General features: G+C 68.9%; 9 protein-coding genes. 3 read left to right on the top strand and 6 right to left on the bottom strand.

What is annotated here, in order from left to right; genetic code table 11:
• Position 1 precedes the first annotated feature (1 nt).
• Genes U1872_RS15365 through U1872_RS15355 form a run of 3 tightly spaced genes read right to left on the bottom strand, consistent with a single transcriptional unit; the run spans position 2 to position 5,745 of the window.
• Positions 2 to 1,408, bottom strand: a complete 1,407-nt coding sequence (locus tag U1872_RS15365; protein WP_332793788.1) for an efflux transporter outer membrane subunit — start codon at positions 1,406 to 1,408, stop codon at positions 2 to 4.
• A complete protein-coding gene (locus U1872_RS15360; RefSeq protein WP_332793787.1) occupies positions 1,395 to 2,537 on the bottom strand; it encodes an efflux RND transporter periplasmic adaptor subunit in 1,143 nt (380 codons plus the stop codon). The genes U1872_RS15365 and U1872_RS15360 overlap by 14 nt, the downstream gene beginning before the upstream one ends.
• Positions 2,530 to 5,745 (bottom strand): efflux RND transporter permease subunit, encoded by a 3,216-nt coding sequence (locus tag U1872_RS15355; protein WP_332793786.1) that lies wholly within the window; start codon positions 5,743 to 5,745, stop codon positions 2,530 to 2,532. The genes U1872_RS15360 and U1872_RS15355 overlap by 8 nt, the downstream gene beginning before the upstream one ends.
• Before the next feature lie 156 nt (positions 5,746 to 5,901).
• Between U1872_RS15355 and U1872_RS15350 the strand changes: the two genes are divergently transcribed.
• A complete protein-coding gene (locus U1872_RS15350; protein ID WP_332793785.1) occupies positions 5,902 to 6,825 on the top strand; it encodes a LysR family transcriptional regulator in 924 nt (307 codons plus the stop codon).
• A 42-nt stretch (positions 6,826 to 6,867) separates the two neighbouring features.
• Here the strand turns inward: U1872_RS15350 and U1872_RS15345 are convergent, their stop codons facing one another.
• Together U1872_RS15345 and U1872_RS15340 are read right to left on the bottom strand one after the other, a co-directional pair.
• Positions 6,868 to 8,877 carry a TonB-dependent receptor gene (locus U1872_RS15345; RefSeq protein WP_332793784.1) on the bottom strand — a complete coding sequence of 670 codons (2,010 nt, stop codon included), beginning with the start codon at positions 8,875 to 8,877 and terminating at the stop codon, positions 6,868 to 6,870.
• A gap of 44 nt (positions 8,878 to 8,921) precedes the next feature.
• A complete protein-coding gene (locus tag U1872_RS15340) occupies positions 8,922 to 10,211 on the bottom strand; it encodes a chymotrypsin family serine protease (protein ID WP_332793783.1) in 1,290 nt (429 codons plus the stop codon).
• Between the two features lie 181 nt (positions 10,212 to 10,392).
• On the opposite strand from U1872_RS15340, the gene U1872_RS15335 reads away from it, so the two are divergent.
• Positions 10,393 to 10,734: a hypothetical protein gene (locus U1872_RS15335; RefSeq protein ID WP_332793782.1), complete on the top strand. Its 342-nt coding sequence runs from the start codon at positions 10,393 to 10,395 to the stop codon at positions 10,732 to 10,734.
• A gap of 84 nt (positions 10,735 to 10,818) precedes the next feature.
• On the opposite strand, the gene ald is transcribed toward U1872_RS15335, so the two are convergent.
• The gene (gene ald, locus U1872_RS15330) at positions 10,819 to 11,925 is read right to left on the bottom strand and encodes an alanine dehydrogenase (RefSeq protein WP_332793781.1); all 1,107 of its coding nucleotides are present in this window, start codon (positions 11,923 to 11,925) and stop codon (positions 10,819 to 10,821) included.
• 129 nt (positions 11,926 to 12,054) lie between these two features.
• Between ald and U1872_RS15325 the strand changes: the two genes are divergently transcribed.
• Complete coding sequence (locus U1872_RS15325; RefSeq protein ID WP_332793780.1) at positions 12,055 to 12,495, top strand: Lrp/AsnC family transcriptional regulator; 441 nt, start codon at positions 12,055 to 12,057, stop codon at positions 12,493 to 12,495.
• The last annotated feature ends 73 nt before the right edge of the window (positions 12,496 to 12,568 follow it).

The raw sequence follows: 12,568 nt of genomic DNA, 5'->3' as shown, positions 1-12,568 counted from the left end.
GTCACCCCGCGGGAAACGCGCCGCCGAGCGCCCGGACAGTGTCGGTCGCGACGGTCAGCTGCTGTGTGCGGACGGTGAGCAACGCGCGTTCGGCGTCGAGCGCGGCGGTCTGGGCGAGCGTCACCTCGAGATAATCCGCCGCACCGTCGCGGTAGCGCGTGGTGGCCAGGTCGCGCGTGCGCTCGGCGGCGGTCGCGGCCTCGCGCTGGTTGCGCTCCTGATCGACGAGATGGCGCGCGGTGGCGAGATCGTCCTCGACCTCGCGGAAGGCGCCGAGCACGGTCTGGCGATAGGTCGCCGCCGCCTCGTCGAACTGCGCGCGCGACACGCGCATGTCGGCGCGCCGGGCGCCGCCATCGAACAGCGTCTGCGCGAGCGCGAGCGGGCCGAGCGCCCAGAAGCTGTTGGCGGCGCTCAGCAGATTGCCGCTGCCCGCCTCGAACCCACCAGCGGCGCCCAGCGTGATGTTGGGATAGAGCGCGGCGCGCGCGACGCCGATCCGCGCATTGGCGGCGGCGACGCGGCGTTCGGCGGCGAGAATGTCGGGGCGGCGCTCGAGCAGTGTGGAGGGCAGCGCCGCGGGAATCGCCGGCGGGGCGATCTGGCGATCGTCGACCGCCAGCGCGAAGCGCGACGGGCTTTCGCCGACGAGCACCGCGATCGCATGTTCGTCGCGCGCGCGCTCGGCGCGGATTGCTTCGAGCTCGGCCCTGGCGCTGGCGAGCTGCGCCTGCGCGCGGCTGACGTCGATGCCCGAGGCGATCCCGCCCGAATGCCGCGTGTCGGTGAGCGTGAAGGCGCGGGTGAAGGTGTCGACGGTTTGCTGGAGCAGCAGGATCCGCGCATCGAGCCCGCGCATGTCGAAATAGGTCGCGGCGAGCTGCGCCTGCAGCCCGAGCCGGACGCCAGCGAGATCGGAGGCGCTCGCCTGCGCACCGGCGCGGCTTGCTGCGAGTGTGTTGCGGAGGCGACCGAACAGATCGATCTCGTAGGAGAGCGATGGGCCGACCAGCACGGTGTTGTAGGTGGCGGCGGGGCCGGGCGAGAGCGGTCGGCCGGCGGAAACCCGCGTGCGCTCGACGTCGGCGCCAACGCCGATCTGCGGGAACAGCGCGGCGCGGCTACGACCGACGACGGCGGTTGCCTCGGCATAGCGCGCGGCCGCTGCGGCGAGGTCGAAATTCCCGCTCTCGACCCGCTCCTCGAGCGTCGCGAGCGTCGGGTCGCCGAAGGCCTGCCACCATTTTCCGGCGGGCGGCACGGCGGCGCCGGCAGCCTGCCACGGTCCGCCTTCCTTGTAGGCGGGCGCCACCGCGATCGCAGGCACGTGATAAGCGGGGGCGAGCGAGCAGCCGGCGAGCGCCAGCGCCGTCACCAGCACCACGCAGGGCCGCTTACTTGGCCGCATTGGAGAGCACCTTCACCGCGTCGCCGCTCTGGAGCGAGTCGGGCGGGTTGTCGATCACCTGATCCTGTGCGGAGAGGCCCGCGGCGATCTCGACCGTCTTGCCCTGGTCGCGCCCGAGCGTGACGGTGCGCAGCTGCGCCTTGCCGTCGCGACCTATCACCGCGACCTGCGTCCCGCCCGACCCGACGATCAGCGCGCTCGGCGGCAGCGCGACGGTGCCGGCGACGCCGCCGAGCGGGAAGCTGGCCTGCGCATAGGATCCCGGCTTGAGCGCGTGATCGGGATTGGGCGCCTCGAGCTGGACGAGGATCGTCCCCGAGCCCGGATCGATCGCGCCGGCGGTGCGGGTGAGCGTCGCGGCAAAGCTGCGCCCGGCATATTCGGGCAGCGTCAGCGCGACCGCCATGCCGGGATGGATCTGCCCCGAATAGGCCTGCGGCACCTTCACATAGGCGCGGATCCGGCTGATGTCGGCGACGGTGAAGAGCGGGGTCGACGAGGCGTTTCCGGCGACGACGAGCGCGCCGATCTCGGTCGCGCGGCTGGTGACGATGCCGTCGAACGGCGCGGTCAGCCGGGTGAAGCCGGTCAGCGAGCGCAGCCGCGCGACATTGGCGCGCGCGGCGTTGGTCAGCGCCGACTTGGCGGCGAGGTCGCCGGCTTTCTCGTCGGTCTCCTGCTTCGACACCGCATCCTTGGCGAGCATCGCGCTCCAGCGCGTCGCGGTGGTGGCGGCGAGCGCCTGGTTGGCGCGCGCCGTCTGCAGGTCGGCTTGCGCGGCGACGAGCTGCTGGTCGACCTCGGGCGCGTCGAGGATCGCGAGCACCTGCCCGCGCCGCACCGGATCGCCGAGGTCTACCAGCCAGCGGCGGACATAGCCGGTGGTGCGCGCATAGATCGGCGCGGCGTTGAGCGCCTGGAGATTGGCCGGCAGCCGCAACGCGTCGCTGGTCGCCACGCTGCTCGCGTGGATGACGTGGACGTTGGGCACGGCCTGCGCCTCGGTCCAGCTCGTCAGGCGCCGTTCGGAATGGACGCGCGTCGCGATCCCCATGCCGACCACCGCGATCGCTGCCACCGCCGCGACGCCGCCGGCGATCTTGAGCCGGCTCTTGTCGCCCTCAGACATGTGCTTCCTCCAGATGGGTGTGCGCCGGCCCCGGTTCAGACCGGGGGGCGGTGACGGGTGCGACGCGGTCGCGCTTCTTGTGGACCAGCGAGAAGATCACCGGCACGAACATCAGCGTCGCGAAAGTCGCGACGATCAGCCCGCCGATCACGGCGCGGCCGAGCGGGGCGTTCTGCTCGCCGCCCTCGCCGAAACCCATCGCCATCGGCAGCATGCCGATGATCATCGCGAGCGCGGTCATCAGCACCGGGCGGAAACGGACGAGGCCGGCCTCGAGCGCGGCGGCGGTCGCGTTGCCGAGCTCGGCGAGCCGCTCGCGCGCGAAGCTGACGACGAGGATCGCGTTGGCGGTGGCGACGCCCATGCACATGATCGCGCCGGTGAGCGCTGGCACCGACAGCGTCGTGCCGGTGACGAACAGCATCCAGATGATCCCCGCGATCGCGCCGGGCAGCGCGGTGATGATCACGAACGGGTCGAGCCAGCTCTGGAAGTTCACGACGATCAGCAAATAGATCAGCACGATCGCGCCGATCAGCCCGAAGCCTAGCCCTGAGAAGGCGCTGTTCATCGTGGCATATTGCCCACGCAGCGTGACCGTCACGCCCTTGGGGGTCTGCCCCTTCAGGTCCTTGATGACGGCATTGATGTCGGCCGACACCGCGCCGAGATCGCGGTCGGTCGGGGTCGCGAAGATGTCGACCACCGGCGCGATATTGTAATGCGAGACCACCGCCGCCGAACTGCTGCGCTTGACGGTACTCAGCCCGCCGAGCACCTGGCTGCCGTTGCCCGTGCCGGTGACGGGCAGGTTCGACAGGTCGCCGATCGAGCCGACGCGATATTCGGGCGTCTGCGCGACGACGGCATAGGACACGCCGTTCTCGGGGTTGAGATAGAAGACCGGCGCGGTCTGCGACGTGCCGGCGAGCGAGCTGCCGACGCTGTTGGTGACGTCGCGCTCGGTCAGGCCATATTGCCCGATGCGGCTGCGATCGACATCGACGTCGATCTGCGGATAGCGCGCCGATTGCTGGATGCGCGGATCGGCGACGCCGGGGATCTGGCGCACGCGGCGCAGGATTTTCTGCGCGAACGCCGCGTTGACCGCGCCATCCTTGCCGGTGACCTGGATGTCGATCGGGGCGGGGGCGCCGAAGTTGAGGATCTGGCTTGTGATGTCGGCCGGCAGGAACGAGAATTGCGTTCCGGGGAAGGCCTTGGGCAATTGCTCGCGCAGCGTGCGGACATAGTCGGCGGTCGGCGCATGATCCTTTGAGAGCTGGACGAGGATGTCGCCGTCCTGCGGGCCGACGGTGCCCGAATTGTTGTAGGTCGTGTTGATCGAGCTGACCGGCAGGCCGATGTTGTCGACCACCGAGACGAGGTCGCTGGCCGGGATGACGCCGCGGATATGCCGCGCGATGCGGTCGAATTCGGCCGACGTATCCTCGATGCGCGAGCCGACCGGCGCGCGGACGTGGATCGCCATCGCCCCGGCATCGACCGACGGGAAGAAGTTCTGCCCGAGGAAGGGCAGCAGCAGGAACGACAGCGCGACGATCGCGCTGAAGCCGATCAGGAACGGCTTGGGCACCGCGAGCGCCTTTTCGAGCAGCCCGCCGTAGCCCAGCCGGATCTTCTCGAAGCGCTGTTCGAACCCGCGCTGGAAGCGGACCAGCGGGTTGCGCGAAGTCGGCTTGCCCGAAGCGTGGACGTCGCCGGCATGGGGTTTGAGCAGATACATCGCCATCGTCGGCACCAGCGTGCGCGACAGGATGAACGACGCGATCATCGCGAACACCACTGCGAGCGCGAGCGGGACGAACAGGAAACCCGCGATGCCGCCCAGGAAGAACATCGGCACGAACACGATGCAGATGCACAGCAAGGAGACGAACGCCGGCGTCACGATCTGCGCGGCACCGTCGAGGATCGATTCGGTGACACCCTTGCCCTGTTCGAGGTGCCAGTTGATGTTCTCGATCGTCACCGTCGCATCGTCGACGAGGATGCCAACCGCGAGGCTGAGGCCCCCGAGCGTCATGATGTTGAGCGTGTTGCCCGTCGCCGACAGCGCGATGATCGCGGCGAGGATGGCGAGCGGGATCGAGATCGCGATGATCACCGTCGAGCGCCACGAGCCGAGGAACAAGAGGATCATCAGCGAGGTGAGCGCGGCGGCGATCGCGCCTTCCTTGACGACGCCCTCGACCGCGGCCTTCACGAAGATCGACTGGTCGCCGATCGGCACGACCTTCAGCGCGGCCGGGAGCGTCTCCTGGATCTTGGGGAGCGCATCCTTGACGCCCTGGACGATCGCCAGCGTCGAGGTCGCGCCATTCTTGAGGACCGTCATCAGCACCGAGCGCGAGCCGTCGACATGGACGACATTGGTCTGTGGCCCGTTGCCGTCGCGGACATGCGCCACGTCGCGCATGTAGATCGTCGCGCCATTGACGACCTTGATCGGCAGAGTGTTGAGCTCTTCCGCCGAACCCGGCGCGTTGTTGAGCTTCACATTATATTGGTAGCCGCCGATCTTGACGAACCCGGCGGGGTTGATCTGGTTCTGCGCGGCGATCGCGTTGCCGACGTCCTGCGCCGACAGGCCCTTCGATTGCAGCGCCTGCGGGTCGAGGTCGATCTGGATCTGGCGCTGCTTGCCGCCCGACGGGTAGGGGACGGCGGCGCCCGGCACGGTCACCAGCGCGGTGCGGATCTGCGTCTGCGCGATGTCGAACAGCTGCCCCTCGGACAGGCCCTTGCCCGACAAAGCGAGCTGGACGATCGGCACGGTCGACGCGTTGTAGTTAAGGATCAGCGGCGGGGTGATCCCCGGCGGCAGCTGCTTGAGCACGGTCTGCGAGATCGAGGTGACCTGCGCGGTCGCGGTGCGGATGTCGGCGCCGGGCTGGAAATAGATCTTCACCACGCCGATGCCGTTCATCGACTGGCTCTCGACATGGTCGATGTCGTTGACGGTGGTGGTCAGCACGCGCTCGAACGGGGTGATGATCCGCCCCGACATTTCCTCGGGCGAGAGCCCGCTATACTGCCACGCCGTCGCGATCACCGGCACGCCGATGTTGGGGAAGATGTCGACCGGGGTGCGGATCGCCGACAGGATGCCGAGGATCGCGATCAGGATCGCCATGACGATGAAGGTGAGCGGCCGCTGGAGCGCGACGCGGACGATTCCGATCACAGCGACGGGCTCCACGACGGAGAGGGGGCAAGGCTTGCGACGGTGGCTGGCACGCGGACACGCACTCCGAATTCAATGGGCTGGGATGATTCCTTCGCATCCGCAGCAATCGCCTTTGCCTCCTCCGATTCTTCCTCGTCCAATATCGTTTACGGCATGATCGATATGTGTATCGTCACGATCATGGAACTGCGCCATCTCCGCTATTTCGTCGGCGTCGCCGAGGAGCTGCACTTCGCGCGCGCCGCGGCCAAGCTCGGCATTTCGCAGCCGCCGCTCAGCCAGCAGATCGCCGCGCTCGAACAGGAACTCGGCGTGCGGCTGTTCGACCGGACGAGCCGCAGCGTGCGGCTGACCAGCGCGGGGACGGCTTTCCACGACGCGGCGCGGGCGACGCTGGCGCAGGCCGATCGCGCGGTGCAGGTTGCGCGGCGGGCGGCGCGCGGCGAGCTGGGCGAGCTCAACCTCGGCTTCAACGCCTCGGCGCCGTTCGTGCCGCGCATCGCCAAGGCGATCTACGACTATCGCCAGGCGTTTCCGCAAGTGAAGCTCGTGCTGACCGAACTGTCCGGGCGGGTCCAGCCGACCGCGCTGGTCGACCATGCGCTCGACGTCTGCTTCATCCGCGGTTTCAGGCGCCCGAACGTCGACGCGTCGATCGCGGTAACGCCGATCCTGGAGGAGCGGCTGATGGTCGCGATGCGGCCCGACCACCGCTTCGCGACGCTCGACGCGATCGGCCTGCGCGATCTCGCCGACGAACCGCTCCTGCTCTACAGCCGCGAGGACGGCGCGACCTTCACCGCGGAGCTGTTCGAGATGCTGCGCGGCGTCGGGGTCGAGCCGATCGTGGCGCATACCGTGCGCGAAGTCTCGACGCTGTTCGGGCTGGCGGCGGCGGGGATGGGGGTGACGGTGGTCGCCGAATCGCTGTGCGCGCTGCAGTCGAGCAAGCTCGTCTATGTGCCCTTGTCGGACCGTGAATCGCTGACGTGCATGTGGTTGCTGCACCTGCGCGACGGGGCGAGCCTGACGTGCCAGGCGTTTCTCAAGGTCGTCGCGGCCGGCGCACCCGCCTGAGCGCAAGTCCCTCCCCTTCAGGGGAGGGGCGAAACCAGGAGTTCAGCGCAGGCGCATCCCGATCCACAGCGTGCGCGGGGTGCCGAGGTCGACCGACCCGCCGGCATTGCGCGTGATCACGGTCGCATCGAACAGGTTCTCCGCACGGCCGACGATCGCGACGCGGTGGCCGACCGGAAGCGTCAGCACCGCGTCGACCGTCGTCGCCGTGGGCAGCACGTCGGTCTGTAGATCGTCCTCATATTGCCGCCCGACATAGCGCGCGGTTAGCGATGCGCCGAGGCCGCGCCGGTTCCAGGCGAGCGTCGCGCTGCCGCTGTGGCGCGGGCTCTGCGCGGGGATCAGCCCGTCGAGCGCCGCAGATGCACCCGACGCGCGCACCTTGCTGTCGCTGAACGCATAGCTCGCGTCGAGCGAGAACGGGCCGTGCGCGGCGCGGCCGGTCAGCTCGATCCCCTTGGCGACGATCGCATCGACATTCTGCCGCTGGCGGACGGTGGGCGACAGCGTGACGTTGGAGATCGCGCCTTCGAGCCGGTTGTAGAAGGCCGTGACGCCGAGCGTGACGCCGCCCATCGGCTTGAGGTCGATCCCGCCCTCGACGCCGCGTAGCCGCTCGAGCCCGAGCGCGGCATTGGCGCGTGTCGTAATCGGGAAGACGACGAATGGGCGGTAGAGCTCGTTGAGCGTCGGCAGGCGGAAACCGGTATAAGCGGCGGTGCGCAGCGCGACCGTATCGCTCGCGTGGAACAGCGCGCCGGCGCGCCCGGTTGCCTCGAAGCCGCTGCGGTCGGCATAGCGCGTGGTGGTGGTCGGCACGCCCGCCGCATTGCTCTCGCGGAAGAAGCCGTCGCTGATCGTCCAGCGATCGCCGCGCACGCCCGCGGTCAGCACGAGCCGGCCGAGCGTCCAGTCATCCTCGGTGAACAGCCCGGCGGTGCTGCTCTTGCCACCCGCGGTGCGGCGCGTGGTGACGAGCCCGCTTGCAGCATAGGCATCCTCGTAGAGCGTCCCGTCGCCAAGCCGCGCGTCGACCCCGAGCCGCAGGACGTGGTCGGGGCCGACCGGCGGCCGCAGCTCGATCTTGCCGCCGATCCCGGTGGCGGGGGTGTTGCGCTGGTCGAGCGTCAGCTTGGCGGTCGTCGCGCTGATCACGCGGTTGGTGAAGTTGCGCAGCTGGACATAGGCCAGCGCGTCGAGTGCCCACGCGCCGCGGTGGATCAGCCGGACGCTCGCATCGTTGGCCTGCGAGCTGCTGTCCGCCCCGGCGAAGCGCAGCGTGCGGTTGTCGCGGTAGAGCAGGGCCCGCGCCTGGATTTCGGTCTCGGCATCGATCGGCACGACCGCGCGCAACCCGCCCGACCAGTCGCGATAGCGCGCACGGACCGTGGCGGCGGTGACCTGGCTGGCCGGCGTGGTGTAGAACCCGTCGCCGCGCTCGAATTTGCCCGAGACGCTGACGAACCCGCCGCCGAGGTTGGGCGAGACGCTCGCCGACAGCTCCTGGGCAGTGTTGCTGCCATAAAAGGCCTCGCCCCCAACAACCGGCAGATCGCGCCGCGTCGCGCTCGCCAGCTCGATCGTTCCCGCCACCGCGCCGGCGCCGAACGCGCCCGCGCCGCCGCCGCGCGTTACGCGCACGCCCGCCAGGCGATCGGCGGCAAGCGCGTTGAACGGGATGTAGCCGAAGAACGGATCGGCGAGCGGTACGCCGTCGAGCAATACGAGCGCCCGGCTCGACGCATTGCCGCCGAGCGCGCGCAGCGTCACGCCCTGCGCCGACGGATTGGCCGAGCGGCTGTCGGAGCGACGGAATTGCTGGGAGCCGGCAACGTCGAGCAGCACATCCTCGACCCGCCCCGACGCGTCGCCGGTCAGCCGCGCGCGGTCGATCGTGACCGAGCCATAGGCCGGGACGCCCGGCGGGACGGGCAAGGGCTGGCCGAGCACGACGATGTCGGGCGCGTCGCTGTCGGGCGCTGCGGCCTGCTGCGCCAGCACGGGGAAGGGCACCGCGAGGGCGAGCAACGGGAGCAGCGGAAAGCGGAACATGACGGGACGGTACCTTGGAACGGCGGGATGCGCCGCGTGCCCGATCACGGCAGCGGCATGATCTCGGGCGGGGCCTGCAGCAGCGTCCAGCCCTCTGGCAGATAATCGACCGACATGTAGAAATAAAAGGCGCACGATCCGTCGCCGCGATAGCTCGCGCCCTTCAGGATGCCGAGTGCGGTGGTGCCGCTGAACACCGGCGATCCGCTGTCGCCGCCCTTGCAGGTCGGGCCCGAGACGGTGACCCAGGTCGGCAGGCAAGCGCCGCCGCACAGATCGCCCGCCGGCGCGAAGTCGGTCCATTGCACCAGCGCGCAGCTATAGCCGGTGCGCTCGCCGCGGTGGCAGACGAAATCGCCCGCGCGCGTGCTCGCCCTGCCGCGCTGGCCGGTGACGCTGCGCAGCCGCGTGCGCGCGGCATCGGCGAAGAAGGTCGGCGCGAGCGCGCCGGCGGCGGCGTTGATCTGCACGTCGCGATAGCCCCAGCCCCATTGCCCGACGAAGCTGAGCGGCTCGATCGCCCCGCGCGGGCCCCGATAGTCGAGATTGTCGACGCAGTGCGCCGCGGTGGTGACCGCGCTACGCACGCCGTCGGTGACGTTGAAGCCGGTGGTGCAGACATAGCGGCGATTGTCGGCCGGGTTGAGCCCCTCGACCCGTGCACCGCCCTCGGGCGCGAGGTTGACGTCTTTCTGGTTGAGCGCGCGCGGCTCGACCGGCACGCCGGCGATCCGCTCGAGCCGGGTCTTGATGTTGGCGATGCCCTCGGCCGCATCGGTGCTGCCGATCGTCACGACGAGCGCACCGGTGCGCGGATCGAGCCCCATGCCGGGCGGGGAGCGCAAGGCGGCGCGGATCGCCGCCTGATGATAGGTCATCGCCCAGATCACGCGATCGCGCGTCACGCTCGCGCCGGTGCGGAAGACGATCGGCACGCTGATGCCGCCCGCGGTGACGCGCTGGTCGGCGACGGGCTCGCTCCCGGTCAGCGCGACGACGATCCGATAGCCGGGCTTATGCTCGATCGCGATTCCGGCGAGGCGGTCGCGATACTGTTCTGCGATCGCGTCGGTGACGGGTACGCTCGCGTCCTGCGCCGTCAGCCGCGCGATCGCCTCGGCGAGCGGCACGCCGAACAGCTTGGCATATTCGGCGGCATCCTCGGCGCGCGCTGCGTCGGGGGTTTCGAGGATCGGCAGCGCGGGCGGGGGCGGGGTGGTCTGGGGGACGGCCAGCGGCGGCGCGATCTGCGTCGGCACGAGCGGTGCGGCCGACTGCGCCGAGGCGTTGGCCGGAATTAGGAGCAGGGCGATGGCAAGCGGGAGGATACGCACTGCTGGACGGTAGCGGATTGCGCGGGCGTGCGGAACAGCGATGCGCGTTCCTGGTGATGAATGCTTTTGCAAAACTTCGGAATCTTCGCGCTTGCTTTTGCCAGCATGGCGGCAGATCCTCCGGAAAGAGAGTGAAGTCTTTGCAAGCCTTTAACCAGATGTCGGACAGGGAGTAGGCACTATGATGAAACTTCTGATCATTGGCTTGGCGGGTGCGACCGCGGTGTCCGCAACCGCGCAGACGACGGTGTTAGACGGCGGCATGAACGCGCCCAACTACAGCACGTTTCGATCGTCGATCGAAAGCACGAATGCCGCGCCGTCTTCGGAAACCCCGACGATGCGCGCTGCGAAGCTGGAGCGGGCGAAAGCCCTGAAAGCCGAAGCGACACTGCTATTACAGCAAGACGGTGGGACGTTTACGCCGCAGCACGTCGCGTATATTCGCGGCAAAGCTTGCGATATTCTCGGCTATTCGCACAGGGAGACCGGAAGTCTCGTCGCTCGGCGTCGCTGCGTCTGATCGCTAAGGTCTCGACGCGCGACAAGGCTCGGAAAGGGTAAAGCCGCGCTGTCCGCAGCGAGGCTTTACCCTTGCCCGCCGTGCTCAGGCCGACCAGGCCTCGAAAGGCAGGTCGAGCGCATCGGCGACCGCCTGGTGCCGGATCTTGCCCGCCGACACGTTCAGCCCGTTGGCCAGATGCGCATCCGCCTGCATCGCGCCCTCGGCCCCCAGCGTCGCTAGCTTGAGCACGAACGGCAGCGTCGCATTGTTGAGCGCGAAGGCCGAGGTGCGCGCGACCGCGCCGGGCATGTTGGCGACGCAATAATGGATCACGCCGTCGACCTCGAACACCGGGTCCTCGTGCGTCGTCGCATGGCTGGTCTCGAAGCAGCCGCCCTGGTCGATCGCGATGTCGACCAGCACCGACCCGCGCTTCATCGTCTTGAGCATGTCGCGCGTGACGAGCTTGGGCGCCGCCGCGCCGGGGACGAGCACCGCGCCGATCACGAGATGCGCATTCTTCACCGCCGCTGCGATCGCCGCGCGCGAGGCGTAGGCGGTCTTGATCTGGCTGCCGAAGAACATGTCGAGCTCGGCCAGCCGCGCGTTCGAAATGTCGTAGATCGTCACGTCGGCGCGCATGCCGACCGCCATCTGCGCGGCGTTGACGCCCGAGACGCCGCCGCCGAGGATCGCGACCTTGGCCGGTGCCACGCCCGGCACGCCGCCGAGCAGGATGCCGCGGCCGCCCTGCTCCTTCTCGAGATAATGCGCGCCGACCTGGATCGACATGCGCCCGGCGACTTCGGACATCGGCTTGAGCAGCGGCAGCGAGCGGTCGCTCGCAGTGACGGTCTCGTACGCGATGCAGGTTGCGCCCGACTTCATCAGCCCCTCGGCCTGCGGCTTGTCGGCGGCGAGGTGGAGATAGGTGAAGAGCAGGTGGCGCGGCTCGAGCAAGGCGATCTCGCTCGCCTGCGGCTCCTTGACCTTCACGATCATGTCGCTCTGCGCGAACACGCTCGCGGCATCGGGCAGGATCGTCGCGCCGACGGCAACATAATCCTGGTCCTCGAAGTCGATACCCAGCCCGGCGCCGGTCTGTACCGCGACGCTGTGGCCGGCCGAGACGAGCTCGGCCACCGACGGCGGGGTCAGGCCGACGCGATATTCGTGATTCTTGATTTCCTTGGGTACGCCGATGCGCATCTTCACTCTCCTATGGATGTCGCGCTTTTACTCCAGTCCGGGCGGGAAGTGCGTGCAATGTGTGCCCCGATTGCCGGTTTTGCAGGAACCGGTTGCGTAAGAGGTACGGAATACGCGAAAGAATCCTGCATGGACGCACTCGACCGCAAGATCATCGCGCAGATGGCGCAGGACTCGGGCCTGACGAGCGAGGCGCTCGGGGAACGAGTCGGCTTGTCGCCGTCGGCGGCGCACCGGCGGGTCAAGGCGCTAGAGCAGCAGGGGCTGATCCTCGGCTATCGCGCACGTCTGTCGCGGACAGCGCGCGGCAATCCCTCGACGGTGTTCGTCTCGGTCACGCTGACCGACCAGCGCCAGGCGACGATGCAGCAGTTCGAATCGGCGCTCGCCCGCACGACGCAGGTCAGCGAAGCGCATCTGATGAGCGGCGAATCGGATTATCTGCTCAAGGTGCTGGTGCGCGAGGACGACAGCTACGAACGGATCCACCGCGAAGTGCTGTCGGCACTGCCCGGTGTCCACCGGCTCGTCACGCAATTCACCATACGCACGCTCGCGACCGAGGGTTGAGACTGGAGATCGAGGCTGGCTGAACCGGCGATGTACGCGGCGTTGCGGGGGCCAGACGCGCGTGCTATTGCGC

Source organism: Parasphingomonas frigoris, assembly GCF_036663815.1.
Taxonomy (GTDB): Bacteria; Pseudomonadota; Alphaproteobacteria; order Sphingomonadales; family Sphingomonadaceae; genus Sphingomonas.
The sequence above is the reverse complement of the archived record's forward strand: the minus strand, read 5'-3'. Positions and strand labels throughout refer to the sequence as shown.